This is a genomic window from Prevotella sp. HUN102, assembly GCF_000688375.1.
GTDB lineage: Bacteria > Bacteroidota > Bacteroidia > Bacteroidales > Bacteroidaceae > Prevotella.
Window position 1 is genome coordinate 2,102,639 of sequence record NZ_JIAF01000004.1, and the last position, 16,343, is coordinate 2,118,981.

The following is a 16,343-nucleotide window of genomic DNA, read 5'->3' on the forward strand; positions in this document are numbered from 1 at the left end:
TGTGTATTCTTCTCTCATCCGAAAGCACACGAACCACTTTTCGGACAGCTATTGAAAGCAAAACGCCACTCGCTTCTTTCAGCGAATGGCGTTTTTACCAAATCAACAAAAACTAATCTCAAAATTACCAATCTAAATACCTAACTAAAACCTTAAAATACCAAAACATCAAAACCAAATAATGGTAAACACTCAATGTATGTATTTTCGGAAAAACTTTATTTACTAAACAATCAATTTATCTTAATCTATCTAACCTAAATCTCTTTTTGATAGTGCAAAGGTAAGACAAAACAGCAAAACTATTTGCAATAAATATCTGTTTTTCAGCGATTTCTAAAGACAAACGATTGCGCAAACGTAATGTTCCGTCTGTGCAAACGTTTGCAAAATGATTTGAGTTCTCGATAAACCTGAAAGCTATGCTTCCTTTTCCGTGAGACTTTTTGGCGAAGGTTTCATAATCAGGGTAAGAACAGCGGCAATAATCAGCACGAATCCGATGAGGACGGAAAAAGTCAATGGCTTACCCATTGCGCAAATCCCAATTACCATTGCCTGAGCGACTCGAATGCTCCGAGGATGGCAACGGTGGTGGAATCGGTCAGCGTCATTGCCTTTACCAAGGTTACGTTGCTGATTGTCGTGGGAACAAGGCCGAGGAGAATCAGCGAAAGGAGCGATTTCAGGTCGGGAATCGGCGCAATTCCCCCTGCCGTAAATGCCGAATAAAGGGAAAGCTGAATCATTGCCATAAAGAAAATGTAGAAATTTACCTTGAGAGCCGGCAATTTTCTGACACGGAGTTTCGGGAATGTTACCACATAGACGGAATAGCTAAGCCCTGAAAAGAGTTCTAATCCTACGCCGATCAGCGAGTTTATGCTTCCGGCTTCGGCTATTCCACTGAGCATAAAAACGCCTCCGAAAGCCAGACCGATGGCGATTGCCGTTCGCAGGGTAAGTTTTTCGTGGAAAAAGACAACCAGAATGATGGCAGTCCATATCGGATAAGAGAACAACAGCGTGGTGGCGATGCCGCTTGGCATATAGTTGTAGCCTTGGAAAAGGCAGATTGCCGACGTGGAGTACATCAGCGAGAGCAAGGCAAACTCCAATCCTTCAGCCCATCTGATGTGAAGGTTCTGTTTCTGCCAGACCATTATTGCGAGCATAAACAGGCAGCCGAAGGCGAATCTATACACCAAAACCGACGGCAGCAGCATTCCCGCTGCCAAAACCGGAATTGAAAACAGGGGGATGGTGCCGAAAGTAGCGGCAGGCACTATCGCATTTATGTAGCCCCAAGGGCTTTTCTTCTCGTTCACGTGTGCAAAATTACGGAAAATCTGAAACTTTATGCAATTATATCCGTGCAAACAGGCTCTGTGCTGTATATTTCCGTTGGAACTATGCACATCAGTACCGTCTGCCATTGCCCGTGAGGTCTTTCCGATAGCTGCCGAACTGCTCTTCGGTAAGAATCCCTGCCAGCTTCTTTTCGTATTCATCGAGCCTTGCCTTGCGCTCGGCGAGGATTCTGCCAAGTTCTGCCTCTTCCTCTTCCTTGAAGGAAATTCGCCCGTCCGATGATGCGTCCTGTGCAGAGCCGGCATTGGCCTTCAGGTTCTTGCCGTATTTTCGGAGCAGTTCCCGTCTGCACTGCATTTCTATCTGGGGCGCATATCGCTTGCCGAACAATCGTGGTTCGCACGCCACGTCTTCATACTTTCTGTTGATTTTCAACACCTTTCTCGTCTGTTTCTTTGTCAGATGGTAGCGTTTGGCCATCTCCTTCGTCAATTCTCGGGGCGTAATTCTGTCGTCCTCGCCGCCGTCTTGCAGGGCGTTCGCAGCCTTTTCAGTCTCAATGGTTGCATAAACCGTGGCCTTTGCAATGCAAACCGACAATAGGCACATTAGTAATAGGCAAAATGGAATTTTCTTCATAATTCGTTTGTTTGAATGTTATCAATCCGATTGTTCAGCATCCTGTATCGCCTGCCGAACATCTGTTCATTAGATGAAACGGAATAAATAAGGTTTAAGTATATAGTTCTTAGGGAATTACATTGGCTTTTCAGTAGAACGATAATAGTTTCATAGCTTTGAGACAACTGTTTCATAATTATGAGACAACTGTTTCATAGCTATGAAACTATTATGACTATTCGATATCAATGAATACGGAATCGGAGGAACGGCAATCGTTCTGCCTTAATCTGCTTGTTTCTCCCGGACTTGGATTTATGGCGGCTGTTGAAATTAGGACTAAAAATAATGCTCCGATACACTAGTTATCGGAGCGTTTGTTTTTCATAGATCGGAAATAAGGTCTCGTATTATCATAGATGTAATATCCTAAGTATGGAAAGCGTGCTCTTTGTTGGCTTTGAAAGCGCAGAACCACACGCATTTCAGTATCGTTGGGCTATTCTCCCCAAACTTCCTTTGCTATATCCTGAACTAAATCAATCTTAGCCCACTGCTCGTCTCCCGTCAGCTTGCTGCCGATTTCGCAAGAGGCAAATCCACATTGTGGGCTGAGATACAGTCGGTCGAGCGGAATGAACTTCTCTGCCTCGCGTATTCTGCCGATCTTCCGGGCGGAGGAAACTGCCCACGATGTCTGCCCTGAATGGAGCGTGAATTGTAACTTTACCCATAAACTTATCCTGAATAAATCTTTTTAACCTTATAAACCTTAATACCTCTCTCTCCGCAAACAAGGGTGTAAATCAGCAAGTTATGCGATTTACACCCTTTTCTACACCCCAAAAAATCATAGCAACCAAAACAACACCCTAGACTAATCCTGATACTCGAGCGCTATAATCATGTCAAGGTTGTAGTGATCGATGTTGCGCTAAACATATCCTGCTCCCTCTTGACAAACTAACAAGTATTTCTTGTGAGTTGCTTCATCTGTCAGCTCATTGTCGGCATAGATGTTCTTGATATGCAGGGCAATGTTTTGCTGTGTGGTATCGTAGATCTCTGCCAGTTGTCCCTGTGTGAGCTATACATCCTCATCTGCAAAGCGTACATTTACCTTTACCTTTACCTATTCTTTGTCGTCTTGGTAGATGATGAGATGGTTGTTGCTGTCCTGTTCATTTGTCATTGCTTCAATCATTGTAAATGTCGCTTCAAAATTTCAGCTTTACGAGTAACACAATCATCTATCACGGCTTGCTGCTTGGAGCAATTTCTGGTTATTATTCATAGCACTCAATGCTGTATAAATATAAGCTTCCATATAACTCCAATCAGGAGCCCCTGATGTATCGACAGGGAGCTTCAACTTAGTCCTATTCATAAGGTCTTTGGTCCACTTTTCATCAAACTTAAAACGCTTGCCTACATTTCGAATAAGGGGGATGAGAAATAATGCGATTTCTTTAGATAAGTGATGAGTTTTCAAGTGCAAGACATTCACATCATCAGATGCCCAAAAAGATTTGTCTTGATAAAACGCTTCTCCTACCGAACCATTATAATTTACAGAAATTGTATTGGCAGGATGCAAATGGGTTGTATTTGCAATATGTGCAGTAACACCATTATTGATAGCACTTGCTCCAATAAATCTTATATCACCATCTCTCATATTGGCTTTTGTTAGCCGTTTCCCCTTCTTGATACTGAACAAATCTGAAAATAAAAACTCGCTCCACTCTTTTGTTTTTAACTGTTTTTTACAATTTGGGGGGGGGGTAGAAAGTAGCAATAGTTCAAGATGCTTGTTCTGTTTTGCTATCACCTGTTTTATGTAATTCTCCATATATGCCCAATCTGGTTGCCCCAAAGAATCTGCTGGTAATAGCAAAAGTTCTGATTTTAACTTTTCAGCACTACACATATCCCCATATCCATATTTCTCACAAGATTTACTGAGTATGGAACATAAAAACAATGCGTTAAACCTATTGAGGTTTTTATGATAAAGCAATAGGATCGAAGACCCTGCACCGCCTCGACCTAGAAAATCTGTTTCTTGAAAGAATGCAAAGCCACCGACAGGGCTAATTGAAATACAACCACCTTTATCCAATTGCTCATCTACTTTAGGCTCGACATATAGTTCAATTCCATTATTGAAGTTTCCAGAAGCAACAAAAGGAATATCACCCAATTCGTACTGCTTTATTGATCGTGCTTTTGGACGAGTTGGATTGCCAAAAACATCACTCACCTTAAAAATTTTCCACTGAGAAGTGTCTATTTTATTCTTCATTTATTGTGTGTTTTTAGACTTATGTTTATATCGTCTCCGTTTTGACTAATAGAACTTGAATACATCACTTTATTGATGAGATTTTCTTGAAATGTTTTGACATCTATGCCTTGCCGAAACATGAGGTAATCCATTACAGTTTTATTGAAATCCTCCTCATATATCTCAAACTCTTTCATTGGCATCTGATATGATAGATGCTCATTGGGTTTTATCCACTGAATAGTGTCATTTCCCGATTGCTTTTGTATTACGTCTACCCAATAGTCCTCAATCTCTTGCCATCGGTCTTTAACATCTTGACGCCCCTGATTTTTTACTGTTTCAAGCCCATCGTCTTCAATGTAGCAAGCAAAAATCTCTCTATTGCCATGAGGTGTGCCAGACTTGAAAATGAACACAGATGTAGTAACCCCCTCCGAGAAAATATTTTCAGGGAGTTTGATTATTTTGAGAAGAGTGTGGTACTTCAGTATTCTTTTTGCCTTTTGCACTTTCTCCATTTTCTTATCTGGCATAATAAAAGCACATGTTGCATCCTTGGTCACGCTATCCAAAGTGTTCTTGACAATATCGACACATCCATATTTGTTCTCAAAAGGAGGGTTCATCAAGACTTTTGTTATTCCTTTTGATTGTATCCACTTCTTTGCTTCATCTCGTCTTGTGTCTAATTGTTCAAGGTTGGTCTTTCCATCCTTATGAATCAACATATTAGCACAAGCTAATGCGAAAATTTCTCTATCAAACTCAATCCCGTAGAGTTGTTCTTGTTTAATTTGTTTGGCTTTATGAGTACGGTTACCACCAGCTTCGTCAACCATATTACACATAGCCTTTACAAGGAAAGAGCCTGAGCCACATGCGGCATCTAATACAATGTCATCTTTATTTGTCTCAGTCAATCGATACATCAATGAAGTGATATGGTCAGGGGTAAAGACTTGTCCTTGTTCGGATTTTCCCTTGTAACGATTGAATTCGTTAAAGAAGATTGCCATAACATCTTCTCCCTGCCAAAAGTCAGAGTTGATATTGTCCGATATTTCTGCAACACAAGCAATAAAATCATCTATTGCCTCTTGATTGTCGGTAATATTCATTCTGATTTCTGAATATACCTCCAGCAATAGATTTAGCTTAGAATTCTGAGCAATAGCTTCTTCGTAAGACTTCGACAAGGTGTCAAAAATAGATTGGCGGAAGGTATTGTAGCTCATTCCTTTGGTCAGTACTGCTCCATAACGTTTTGCCACCAAGGCACAAGCAGTAAATATCATTCGGTGGTTTAGATTCTTGATACCAAAGCTAAAGTGAAGCGTGTCATTAATCCTCTTAGTTAATCGAAAAATCTTAGACTTGTCAATCAGATTTTCCGCAAACAGATTAAGGTAATACTCTTTATTGTGTAATTCGGTTTCGCCTTGTAATTTCTCTCCATTCTTAAAAACCACTATATCTTCGCCGTTGTAGAGAATACCTACCACTTTGGCATATTGAGAAGATGCAATCTTGCAATTTTTCAGCAATTCCGCTATTTGTTGTTCTTTCAAAGGCGTAACTGCACTTTTCGCTTCAAGAATGATAGCGGGGAACATTTTTTCGTTAGGTAGGTACCAACCATCTGGGCGGTCACTTATTCCTTTGAAGCCAAGCTGATTAAATGTGGTTAGCTGACCGACACCAGCTTTTGCTGTTTCAGTATCCTCTAATCCTAATTTACGCTTGGCTAAATCTCTAACCTTATCCTCTGTCATAAATTCTAAAACACTAAATCCTTTGGTGACACACCAAGCAAATCCGCCACCCTAAAGATAATAGTGAGGTTGGGTTGCTTTCGGTTGCAGACGTAGGCGTTGGTGATGCTGAAGCTCATGCCCAACTCTTTGGCAAGCCACGTTTGGGTGATACCTCGCTTCTTCAAATGCTCCTTGATGAGGTTACTATGTTCTTTCTTCTGTGCCATGATGCTTTGGTATATCTTATTTTTCTACAAAGATATGAACTTATATTGAGTAGGACGAAAGAAGATGCGGGTTTAACACCGCGGAGAACCTATTTTCTTAAAAAAGGAGAACAAAGGAACCTCTGAAGGCTTCAAAAACGATTATCTATGAGCAGTCCAACCTGTAGATATTATTCCATTATTAAGTGCGCTACAATCGTTTTTGAGACTTCTTAATTTCCCGATTTATCCCTATTGTTCCTGCTGTATCTATGATGCTTGGAGACACTGATTTAGCGTTATACATTTGCATCGTCAGACCTGACAAATGCCCAATGCGCAAGGGCGAATTATTCATTTCAAAACAATTGAATTATGACGATAAATGAATTATTGGACAAGCCTGTGTGGCAGATGACAGGTGAAGAATTACTCTTCCTTGCACAACACGGTATTATGTCCACAAGTGGAGAAACGACAATGTCTTCCTCCTCTCAAAAAGAAAGACGATATGTGTACGGCTTGGCTGGCATTGCACGCCTCTTTGGGTGTAGCCTCCCTACGGCTAATCGTATCAAGCAAAGTGGTAAAATTAATCGTGCCATTACACAAATTGGTCGCAAGATAATTGTGGATGCCGACCTTGCGCTGGAATTGGCAGGACGAAAGACAGGAGGGCGATGATGAACACGACCGATTACGAAAACATTTGGAAAGCATCGCTCATCCATGTTACGGATGAATTCTCACTTCCACCCATTGTGCTACAAGCAGGCGAAGCCATCATCGGCACGCTGGGCAATTTCAGTGTATCAACAGGCAAGGCGAAAGCAAAGAAGACTTTCAATGTGAGTGCCATCGTTGCTGCAGCCCTTATCAATGGGCAGGTGCTGGAGTATCGGGCATCATTTCCCGAATGTAAACGCAATATCCTTTACTTTGATACAGAGCAAAGCCCTTATCATTGCCAACTGGTGATGCAACGTATTCTGCGGTTGGCAGGACTGCCAATAGACAAAGAGCCCGAGCTTTTGAAGTTCAGCCATCTCAGAGCCATTGCCGATCCCAATGAGCGTAGAGAAATCATTCGTTACGCCATTTACAATACTCCTAACGTGGGCTTGGTGGTCATTGACGGCATTCGTGATTTGATGCTTGACATCAATAACTCAACGGAGGCGACTAAATTGGTGGGTGACCTGATGCAGTGGACGAGCGAGCAGAATATCCACATTCAAACCGTCTTACACCTCAATAAAGGCGACGACAATGCACGAGGGCATATAGGAACGGAACTCAACAACAAGGCAGAGACAGTCTTACAAATCACGAAAGACAACACGCTGCCTGAGCGAAGTATCGTTGCTCCTGCCATCATTCGCTCCAAACCCTTTGAGAAGTTCGCTTTTCGGCTCAAGGAAATGGGAGATGAGGTGTGCGTTCCTGAAACAGATTCGACCTACACGGACAATGAATGCAAGCTTCATCGCTGCTCTTACCACGAACTAAGCGATACCGAACATGGAAAAGCATTGGCACAAGCCTTTTCTTCGAGCGAAGTATTGCCCTATGGCGAACTCATCTTGGCTCTCAAAAATGCTTATGCGGAGGTCGTGGGGCAATCTTATGGGCAAACAAAACTCAAAGAACTCTTGCAATTTCTGCTCAATAAAGGCATAGTGGTCAAGGAGGAACGAGGAAAATATCGGCTCAACAAAGATTATCAACCCTAAAACCATTGGTCGGTCGGACACAGGCTATATATACCTGAACCAACCCGACCAAAGAGAAATAAGTTTGGTCGGTCGCAAAGTAGTGCTTATAGTGTACGACTATCCGACCAAACAAACAACAACCAGCCTCCAAAAGAAAAAGGCAGAGAGTTATTCATTTCAAACATCAAAACAAAATCACAATGGATATACAACATATCAAGCAAATTGCAATTACAGATTATTTGCAACAACAGGGCTATGCGCCTGCACGAGTACACGGAATTCACTATTGGTATTGCTCTCCGCTGCGCAACGAGAGTACACCATCATTCAAAGTTAATACAGAGCGTAATCAATGGTACGACTTTGGCACTGGCGAGCATGGCGACATCATTGACCTTGTCTGCGCTTTGTTTCATTGTTCTACTAGTGAAGCCATTGACCGACTTAGTGGTGCAAAACAAGTAGCGCATCAAGGATTTTCTTTTGGAGGTGAAAGAAAAAACTCCGAACGCAAATTGGAAATTCTTTCAGCCCAACCACTCTCCACTCCCAATCTGCTTCGTTACCTCGCAGCGCGTGCCATTCCTCTTTCCATAGCCAACACCTATTGCTCGGAAGTTCTATTCTGCAATATGAAGCGGACATACTATGCCATCGGATTTGCAAACGATGCTGGCGGATGGGAAATCCGCAACTCGTATTTCAAAGGATGTATTGCACCAAAGGCTATTACAACGATTAGAAAATGCTTCGACCGCCTACAAATCTTTGAGGGTTTCATGGATTATCTCTCATTGCAAGTGCTCAATCCTTCTTCAACCTGCGATGCTATCGTTCTTAACTCTTTGGCACTATTGCCACGCATCAAAGAGCAGATGATGGGCTATCGAGAAGTGGAAAGTTTTCTGGATAATGACGATGCCGGGCGCAAATCTTTTGCCGTTTTGAAGCAAATATTTCCGCAAATCGTTGATGGTTCTGCTCGTTACCGAAATTACAAAGACCTCAATGAATGGCTCGTTTCTAAGTCCCAACTCAAAGAAAAGCAGCCGTTATTACCGACCACGAAGCGTGGCATCAGAAGATAGTGTGTATTTGGGAAGCAAGTTTGTGTTTTGAGTATCTCAAAACCTACTTGCTCCCCAAATTGGGAGGAGAAATCCCGTTGGTCTCATCAACAAAAAAAACGATTATGGAACAGAAGAACAAGGGTGGGCGCCCCACCAAGACCTTATCAGAGAAGCGAAAGTACCAAGTGCTTCTTCGGCTTAATACGATGGAGTACTACACCCTGCTGGGCAAGGCGCGCGAGGCATCCATCACTCGCACCGAGTTTTTGCGACGGCTTATCACAAAAGCAGAAGTCAAGGCACGCATCAAACCCGAAGAGATGCAACTCATCCGCACGGTTTCGGGCATGGCTAACAATCTTAATCAGATAGCCCATCGGCTCAACGCCTTTGGCATCACTAAACTCAATGAAGACTTGAATGCACTGAAAACGCTCATTCATGAACTCATCAAACGCTTGAAACTATGATAGCCAAGATTATCAAAGGCGCAGACTTCGGAGGTGTTATCAACTATATGCTCAGTAAACAGGAAGGAAAAGCTATGGTTCTAGCGAGTAATAACATAGGTTTTACCGACCAAAACCTATGCGCCCACGAGTTTACTCTGCAAGCCTCCATGCGCCCGAACGTGCAGAAGCCTATTTGCCACACGATACTCTCGTTCTCTGCCAGCGATGCCGAGCGATTGACGGACGATGTGATGGTGAATATAGCCAATGAATACTTACTAAAGATGGGCTATTGCGATACGCAGAGCCTTGTCGTAAGGCACAGCGACCGCCAGCATCCGCACTTGCATATTTGCATCAATCGTATTGGCAACGATGGCAATACCATCAGCAACCGCAACGAGAAATACCGCTCTATGAAAGTTTGCCGAGAACTAACCGAGCGTTATGGTTTGACCATTGGAGAGGGGAAGAAGGCGGTAAATCGCCACCGACTGCGTGGTGAAGACAAGTTGCGCTATGAGATATTCGATGCCATCAAGGCTGTCTTGCCCCAATCGAAGAATTGGAAAGACTTTATCGCAGACTTAGACAAGCAAGGCATTGCCACTCGTTTCAAAACAAAAGGCAACACGGACGTAGTACAAGGCATCATCTTTGAAAAGGATGGTTGCAGTTTTAGTGGCTCAAAGATAGACCGCTCGTGTTCTTTCTCGCGCCTCAACGCAGAGATAAAGCGAAACATTCGGCAGGCACAACAGCGTCTCTCGAAAGAGCCGATGGCACATTCGACAGATGAAAGCGGATTTAAAAGCGACTTATCCGATGCACTTAGCGAAGTCTTTACGATGCCTATGCCCAGCGGAGGTATAGACGTTGATGAACTTCGCTTTCAAAAGAAACTCCGCAACAGAACCAACCGCAAACGTAGAATTTAATCACCTCAAAATAACAATCGTATGAACAACGAAATAGCCCCCGTTCTCGATATTCTCGAAGAACTCAAACAAGAATGCAATGCCATCAGCAAGGCACAGACAGAACTGCGCACTGCTCTTTCAGAACAAATCTCCAATCTAAGAGCAGATAGCAGTAGAACGCAGGAAGCCGTACAAATTCATCTCTCCCAAGAGACCCAAGCAAAAATCAAGGAGCATCAACTTTTTGTTTTGGCGGCACTCTCTGAGTCGAGCAAGAAACTCGACCCAAAGTTTGAAGCCTTGCAGCAACTCATCAAAGAGCAGCAAAAGCCCGTAGAATATAAGAACTACTCGCTCTTTGCAAGTGTGCATTTAGCCGAGCGCATGTTACTCTTGTTAGTCTGTGGACTGGTCATGATAAGTTGCTGGTTCTTCAGTATGGGAGCAAACCAACTGCAAACCGCCTCCGATTACGACCTCCGTTATCGCTATCTGCGAATGCAAGGCAAAGCTACCAAAAAAGATTTTGACTACCTTGACAGCATTTTTATCACGCATCGTAATCCCAAAGCCATCCAGCAAATGCAGCAGAAGGTTATTGATTATGAACAAGCCCTGCAACGGCAAGCAGAGTTGTTGTTGCAACAAGAACGTATCAAACAGGAACAAAGAAAACTTAAGAGGCAGTTGAGAAAATAGCAAACACTCCAAGAAATTGTTTAGTATAGTTTCTTGGAGTGTCTTCGTTTAGTAGTTGGTTTTTATGCTTGTAGGTAAACTAATAGTTTACTACTGAGTAAAAAATTAAACCTTTAATCATCTTTTTAATTAATTGCTGACGAATATAGATATTTCATCTTTCGCTATCTTGCTCTACTATCTTCGACAACTCTTCCTCAACTTCTTCCACCGTAGGCAGAGCCGACTTCAAATCATCAGGTATAGCCTTTGTCAGTTGATAATCACTGACACCAATAGGCTGATCATAGCCAGAAAGAGCATATTGTGCCACCACTTTATCTCCACCATTGCAGAGGAGCAAGCCGATGGTCTTGTTGTCGTGTTCGCCACGAAGGGTATCGTCCACAACATTGATATAGAAGTTCAGTTGCCCCATATATTCTGGTTTAAAAGGTGTAGCTTTTAGTTCGATAACCACGTATGCATGCAGTTGGATGTTATAAAGGATGAGGTCGGCATAGAAATCAGAATCGCCTACTTCAAAATGCTTCTGCTGTGCCACAAATGCAAAGCCACTGCCCATTTCCAAAAGATATTTGGTGATATGAGATACCAATTGTTGTTCAAGGTCTCGTTCTGCCATTTTATCTGTTTGCCCCATCAAATCAAAGATATAAGGGTCTTTCATCAGATAGTTGGCAAGGTCGCTTTGCGGTTTGGGCAATCGTGCCGAGAAGTTACTCACTTTCTTTGCCGTGACCTGTCGAGCGAAAAGATTGGTCTCAATCTGCACCTGCAGAACATTGCGACTCCATCCATTAGCAACTGCTTGCGAAATGTACCAATAGCACTCGCCCAATGGAAGCTTACTATTAAGCAGAATTACATGGCTCGCCCAGTTGGTGCGAACTATGGCAGAATGCTTGAAGATTTCCTCTATCTGACTGATGTCGCAGTGATAGATTGCTGACAATGTTTCAGTAACTTCTTCTAATTGTGCAACAGGCTGTTGCGTAATTGTATTCGATTGATTTTCTGTGGCTTGAATTAGTGCAACAGGTTGTTGCACAATTTGATTGAGTTCGTTTGTCAGACTTAAAACCTTCTCTACAGTAGGAGTTGTGAGTAAGCTATCTATCCTGTCCATCTCTTTCAGCACTTCCAACGGATAAGCACTGGCAAACTGGCACATATAGAAGATATTTCTGCGAGAATACCCTTTCTTATCTGGATATTTTGAGCGTATCGCCTTGGATAGGTTGTCAATCACTTTGCTTCCCCAACCTTCTTTCTTTTGGAGATAGAGAATAAAATGTCCCACTTTCCAATAGTGGAAAAGCATGTCTGCGTTTGCAGAGGCTATTAAGCGTACTTGTGTATGCTCAAGATCAGTACCGATGGCTCGTACAACGGGATCTAAATCTTGGTGATCTGTTTTATTTATTTCTTGGCTCATATCGTTTTAGCGTTATAACTGATTGAATTTACTCATGGCATTCGCTTTGATGTCGTCTGCAATGTCTATGTATGGCTTCATAGCCTTGTAATCACTATGCCCTGTCCATTTCATCACAACTTGCGGAGGAATTCCCAATGCAAGGGCATTACAGATAAATGTTCTACGACCAGCATGTGTGCCGAGTAGGGCATACTTTGGGGTAACCTCATCAATGCGCTCATTACCTCTGTAATAAGTTTGGCGTACTGGTTCATCGATACCTGCCAATTCTGCCAGTTCTTTGAGATAATCATTCATTTTCTGATTGGTAATGACAGGCAACACCTTATCATCTTCAAATGCCACGTCCTTGTATTTGTCAAGTATCGCTTTGCTGTGGTTGTTCAGTTCGATAATCAAACTATCAGAAGTCTTGACAGTTGTAACCTCTATGTGGTCGCCCTTTATATCACTTCTGCGAAGATTGAACACGTCGGAATAACGCAAACCTGTGAAGCATTGAAATAGAAAAACATCACGCACTCGGTCTAAGGCTTGCTTGGTAGTAGGTATTTCGAACTCTCGGAGTTTGTTCAGTTCCTCCCATGTGAGGAAAATGATTTTCTTCTGTGTACTTTTAAGTTTGGGCTTATAGCTGTCATAGGCATTGTTCTGATGCACACCTTTCTTGAATGCCCAGCGTAAAAACCATTTCAAGAAACTAAGTTGCTTGCCTATGGTAGAATTACGCATTTCCTTTACATCACGGAGATAAGTAACATAATTATTCAGCCCCCTCTCATCAAAGAAATCAAATGTAAGTTCATCTCGAAAGTTCATCAGATGATTTTTCACCGCAGCAAACTTCTCGTAGGTGGAATCCGTCCAATCATTTTGCCGTCCACAATCTCGCACAAATTCATCAAACACTTTGTAAAAAGTGTTAGGCATTGATTTTCTCGGTTTGACTTCTTCCTCAATAGGTTTGTGCAGCGCATTGAATGCTTCTTTTATTTGTTCCTGTGTGGGCATTATTTCTTCCACTTCAAACTTCTTGAAGATGTCCTGTATTTCTGTATAGTAGCCCAAGAGTGAAGCATTGATTTCAGAAGCCGATTGTTTCAGTTTGTTGCTACAACCATTCTTTACACGTTGCTTATCTGCATCCCACTTGGCAGCATCGATGCGATAGCCTGTCGTGAACTCAATCCGCTTGGAAGCGAAATTGACACGCATACGGATAGGCACATTCTCAACAATGAGAACACCGTCCTTCTTCCTACTTTCCAACGTGAAGATAATGTTTCGTTTGATGTTCATGCTTTTGGGTGTATAGATTTCTGCACCCAAAATTACACCCAAATTTTGATATTACCAAAGATTTTCCATGAAATATTATTTTATTAACATTCTGTATAAATCTCTATTATACAACAGATTGAACATTTATGATACTATTTGAAGGTTCAAGAGAAAGAGCCTATCTCTCTGCATAACCTTATTGTCCAAACTAATACCTCAGTCAAGGAAAACAAATCATAATGTGTTTACTCCAGTCTTGAATTTTCATTTACTTCAAATAGGATTACGTTTGCAAAGGTATGAAATCTATCTTTAACAAACAAATATTCTAAGATGTTCGGAAAAATATCCTATATTTACAAACAAAACAGTAAATTTACAGAATATTATTCTGCGCAAGACATTGAATTAAGAACGATGATAGAAGAATTGGACGCAACCGACCTGAAAATGCTGAGAATATTACAGGAAAATTCTCATCTGACAGCGAAAGAACTTGCGGCAAAGGTGAATCTTTCGCCGTCGCCAGCCTTTGAACGGCAGAAGCGACTGGAGCGAAACGGCTATATAGAAAGGTATATGGCTGTGGTAAATCCAGAGAAAGTGGGGAACAAAATTATTGTTCTCTGCAACATCCGACTGAAGCAGCACACACAGGAACTCATCGAGGAGTTTATGGAGGCCGTGCAGAGGATTGAGGAAATAACGGAATGCTACAACACCAGTGGCGATTACGATTTCCTCGTCAAGGTGTTTGCCTAGGATATGGTGGATTATCAGAATTTCCTCCTCAATACATTGGGAACATTGGAGTGTGTGGGCAGTCTGCACAGTATCTTCATTATCGGGGAAATCAAGAACACACGAGGCATTCCGATTACAAGATAGAAGTCCGAAGAAATAAAATAGAAGACCGAAAATTACAAAAAGGGATTCCGAAAAATATAAAGCAGGATTCCTAAATAGTCCCTCCTTTATATATAAGGAGGGTTGCCTGTATGTTTTCGGACGAAGTTTGTGGGCAAATCTCGTATTCTAATCAAATTCTGAAAGGTTCAGAAATCTGCCACGCTTGCGACGCTCGTCTATCATTTCCTGCAAGTGCCGCCTGCGTGTAGAGGCAATCCATCTGCGGGCAAAGATGTTCGGGATGGCAACGCCGATAGACAGACAGAGCACGATAAGTCCGGCATTGATAAGAAAATCGAACGAACGGAGGAATCCTTCCATCTCGCGTCCCATCTGAATAAATCCGAAGATGCCACGATACATAAGAATGCCCGGCACCATTGGGATAACGCTGGGGATGGAGAGCACGTGGTTCGGACTGCGCGTGGGCTGAACAAGTCGGATGGCAACGAGAGAAATGAGCGAAGCACCGACTAAAGAACCGATGATAACGCCTACTCCGAGGTCGAAGGCAAGAAAATTGCGCGCGAACATTCCCATAATGCCCAGCAACACCACGGCAGGCAGCGTGCGTCTTGGCACATTGAATATCATTCCGAAGCCCATTGCCGAAATGCCCGTTACGATGGCAGCCTCCCAATAGCTGATGGCAGGCGCAATGCTCAGCGTGGTCAGGAAGTTGTTTACCCCGCAGATGCTCACGGCAATAACGATTCCGAACGTCATCGAGGCTATCTGCACGATGGCATTCGACAGTCGTGCCAGTCCTACCAGCAGATAATTGTCGAGCATATCGTCGAGGAAATTGATGAGAGCCACGCCCGGAACAAGGAAAAGAGCGCAGCAGAGGAAAGGATGATAAGGCTTGTCCGTGAATCCTTCGGGCAGAACGAGCGTCAGCAGCCACACCGTCATCGTGCTGAGAAAAGCCGTGAGCGCAGTTACCATATACACATTGAAATTGGATTTCAGCAAGCATCCACGCACAAAGAAACCCACCCAACCGGCTATCATCGCAGGAACGAACGACGGCCAGTCGCCTCCAAACAAGACGCAGAAGCCGCCACAGCCCAAAGCTGCACCGAGCGTTACGAGCCACGCAGGGTAATCCGACTTTCCACGCGCAATCTTATCCACCACCTGTTCAAACTTACTCACGGTGTAGTCTTTCTGAATTGCCTGCCACGACAACTGACTCATTGCCGCCAGTGCCTTCATATTTATATTGTACTTGTCGGAATGCACGAATCGACTGAACGAATGCGTATCGTCGCTGTAATTCACTTTCAGCGTCCCATACAGCACATCGATGTGCAGATTTTCCTCTTCCAGTCCCAGAAAAAGTGCAATGCGCTTCATATTTCTCACAATACGGTTGGTGTCGGCAGCACTTTCCATCAGCACCATTCCCACTTTCAGCAAAATCGTCAGCTTTCTGTGTACCCTGCGTGTCTTGTCATTGAGTTGTTCTGTCTGCATTCTGGTTATATTTAGATGAAAAACTATTGCAAAGGTAGCTTTTTTATTCTGAATAACACAGGCATTTCTTAATTATAAAAGTCCTTATAAAGAATTATTTAGAATAATTACAAACTAACATTTAGATTTGCATTTATCAAAATAAAGTCTTACTTTTGCATCATAGATAAATGGCAATTTTGCCCGATACAA

Annotated in this window: 13 protein-coding genes and 3 pseudogenes; 7 read left to right on the forward strand and 9 right to left on the reverse strand. The window is 42.7% G+C overall.

Annotation, left to right across the window (positions count from 1 at the left end; translation table 11 throughout):
- Nucleotides 1-420: 420 nt before the first annotated feature.
- The 6 genes and pseudogenes from P150_RS16615 to P150_RS0114410 all read right to left on the reverse strand — a co-directional run bounded on the left by P150_RS16615 (nucleotide 421) and on the right by P150_RS0114410 (nucleotide 6,203).
- Nucleotides 421-1,328 (reverse strand): annotated as a pseudogene (locus P150_RS16615) (DMT family transporter).
- 91 nt (nucleotides 1,329-1,419) lie between these two features.
- The gene (locus tag P150_RS0114390) at nucleotides 1,420-1,950 is read right to left on the reverse strand and encodes a hypothetical protein (RefSeq protein WP_155953026.1); all 531 of its coding nucleotides are present in this window, start codon (nucleotides 1,948-1,950) and stop codon (nucleotides 1,420-1,422) included.
- A 919-nt stretch (nucleotides 1,951-2,869) separates the two neighbouring features.
- Nucleotides 2,870-3,124, reverse strand: a pseudogene (locus tag P150_RS18065) (hypothetical protein); the annotation flags it as partial.
- 54 nt (nucleotides 3,125-3,178) lie between these two features.
- On the reverse strand, nucleotides 3,179-4,237 hold the full coding sequence (locus tag P150_RS17230; protein WP_081819336.1) for a restriction endonuclease subunit S: 1,059 nt from the start codon (nucleotides 4,235-4,237) through the stop codon (nucleotides 3,179-3,181).
- Nucleotides 4,234-5,994 (reverse strand): class I SAM-dependent DNA methyltransferase, encoded by a 1,761-nt coding sequence (locus tag P150_RS0114405; RefSeq protein WP_028898311.1) that lies wholly within the window; start codon nucleotides 5,992-5,994, stop codon nucleotides 4,234-4,236. The genes P150_RS17230 and P150_RS0114405 overlap by 4 nt, the downstream gene beginning before the upstream one ends.
- 5 nt (nucleotides 5,995-5,999) lie before the next feature.
- Nucleotides 6,000-6,203, reverse strand: a complete 204-nt coding sequence (locus P150_RS0114410; RefSeq protein ID WP_028898312.1) for a helix-turn-helix domain-containing protein — start codon at nucleotides 6,201-6,203, stop codon at nucleotides 6,000-6,002.
- A 354-nt stretch (nucleotides 6,204-6,557) separates the two neighbouring features.
- Between P150_RS0114410 and P150_RS0114415 the strand changes: the two genes are divergently transcribed.
- The 6 genes from P150_RS0114415 (at nucleotide 6,558) to P150_RS0114440 (ending at nucleotide 11,041) form a co-directional block, all read left to right on the forward strand.
- Nucleotides 6,558-6,866, forward strand: coding sequence for a DUF3853 family protein (locus P150_RS0114415; RefSeq protein ID WP_028898313.1), 309 nt, complete (start codon nucleotides 6,558-6,560; stop codon nucleotides 6,864-6,866).
- Entirely contained in the window at nucleotides 6,863-7,915 is a 1,053-nt protein-coding gene (locus P150_RS0114420; protein ID WP_028898314.1) for an AAA family ATPase, read from the forward strand. Before P150_RS0114415 ends, P150_RS0114420 begins: the two co-directional genes overlap by 4 nt.
- 182 nt (nucleotides 7,916-8,097) lie before the next feature.
- On the forward strand, nucleotides 8,098-8,988 hold the full coding sequence (locus P150_RS0114425; RefSeq protein WP_028898315.1) for a toprim domain-containing protein: 891 nt from the start codon (nucleotides 8,098-8,100) through the stop codon (nucleotides 8,986-8,988).
- Nucleotides 8,989-9,092: 104 nt separating this feature from the next.
- Nucleotides 9,093-9,440 (forward strand): plasmid mobilization relaxosome protein MobC, encoded by a 348-nt coding sequence (mobC, locus tag P150_RS0114430; protein WP_028898316.1) that lies wholly within the window; start codon nucleotides 9,093-9,095, stop codon nucleotides 9,438-9,440.
- Entirely contained in the window at nucleotides 9,437-10,360 is a 924-nt protein-coding gene (locus P150_RS0114435) for a relaxase/mobilization nuclease domain-containing protein (RefSeq protein ID WP_028898317.1), read from the forward strand. Before mobC ends, P150_RS0114435 begins: the two co-directional genes overlap by 4 nt.
- A gap of 21 nt (nucleotides 10,361-10,381) precedes the next feature.
- The gene (locus P150_RS0114440; RefSeq protein WP_028898318.1) at nucleotides 10,382-11,041 is read left to right on the forward strand and encodes a hypothetical protein; all 660 of its coding nucleotides are present in this window, start codon (nucleotides 10,382-10,384) and stop codon (nucleotides 11,039-11,041) included.
- A gap of 154 nt (nucleotides 11,042-11,195) precedes the next feature.
- On the opposite strand, the gene P150_RS0114445 is transcribed toward P150_RS0114440, so the two are convergent.
- Together P150_RS0114445 and P150_RS0114450 are read right to left on the reverse strand one after the other, a co-directional pair.
- Complete coding sequence (locus P150_RS0114445) at nucleotides 11,196-12,479, reverse strand: YhcG family protein (RefSeq protein ID WP_028898319.1); 1,284 nt, start codon at nucleotides 12,477-12,479, stop codon at nucleotides 11,196-11,198.
- A gap of 12 nt (nucleotides 12,480-12,491) precedes the next feature.
- Nucleotides 12,492-13,781: a site-specific integrase gene (locus P150_RS0114450; RefSeq protein ID WP_025830329.1), complete on the reverse strand. Its 1,290-nt coding sequence runs from the start codon at nucleotides 13,779-13,781 to the stop codon at nucleotides 12,492-12,494.
- A gap of 399 nt (nucleotides 13,782-14,180) precedes the next feature.
- Here P150_RS0114450 and P150_RS16625 point away from each other — a divergent pair.
- Nucleotides 14,181-14,651, forward strand: a pseudogene (locus P150_RS16625) (Lrp/AsnC family transcriptional regulator).
- Between the two features lie 147 nt (nucleotides 14,652-14,798).
- On the opposite strand, the gene P150_RS0114460 reads toward P150_RS16625, so the two are convergent.
- Nucleotides 14,799-16,151: a threonine/serine exporter ThrE family protein gene (locus P150_RS0114460; RefSeq protein WP_036932242.1), complete on the reverse strand. Its 1,353-nt coding sequence runs from the start codon at nucleotides 16,149-16,151 to the stop codon at nucleotides 14,799-14,801.
- Between the last annotated feature and the right edge of the window lie 192 nt (nucleotides 16,152-16,343).

Coding starts and splice junctions, on each gene's coding strand:
- P150_RS0114390 (WP_155953026.1), bottom strand. CDS start 1,950: ATGAAGAAAATTCCATTTTGCCTATTACTAATGTGCCTATTGTCGGTT.
- P150_RS17230 (WP_081819336.1), bottom strand. CDS start 4,237: ATGAAGAATAAAATAGACACTTCTCAGTGGAAAATTTTTAAGGTGAGT.
- P150_RS0114405 (WP_028898311.1), bottom strand. CDS start 5,994: ATGACAGAGGATAAGGTTAGAGATTTAGCCAAGCGTAAATTAGGATTA.
- P150_RS0114410 (WP_028898312.1), bottom strand. CDS start 6,203: ATGGCACAGAAGAAAGAACATAGTAACCTCATCAAGGAGCATTTGAAG.
- P150_RS0114415 (WP_028898313.1), top strand. CDS start 6,558: ATGACGATAAATGAATTATTGGACAAGCCTGTGTGGCAGATGACAGGT.
- P150_RS0114420 (WP_028898314.1), top strand. CDS start 6,863: ATGATGAACACGACCGATTACGAAAACATTTGGAAAGCATCGCTCATC.
- P150_RS0114425 (WP_028898315.1), top strand. CDS start 8,098: ATGGATATACAACATATCAAGCAAATTGCAATTACAGATTATTTGCAA.
- mobC (WP_028898316.1), top strand. CDS start 9,093: ATGGAACAGAAGAACAAGGGTGGGCGCCCCACCAAGACCTTATCAGAG.
- P150_RS0114435 (WP_028898317.1), top strand. CDS start 9,437: ATGATAGCCAAGATTATCAAAGGCGCAGACTTCGGAGGTGTTATCAAC.
- P150_RS0114440 (WP_028898318.1), top strand. CDS start 10,382: ATGAACAACGAAATAGCCCCCGTTCTCGATATTCTCGAAGAACTCAAA.
- P150_RS0114445 (WP_028898319.1), bottom strand. CDS start 12,479: ATGAGCCAAGAAATAAATAAAACAGATCACCAAGATTTAGATCCCGTT.
- P150_RS0114450 (WP_025830329.1), bottom strand. CDS start 13,781: ATGAACATCAAACGAAACATTATCTTCACGTTGGAAAGTAGGAAGAAG.
- P150_RS0114460 (WP_036932242.1), bottom strand. CDS start 16,151: ATGCAGACAGAACAACTCAATGACAAGACACGCAGGGTACACAGAAAG.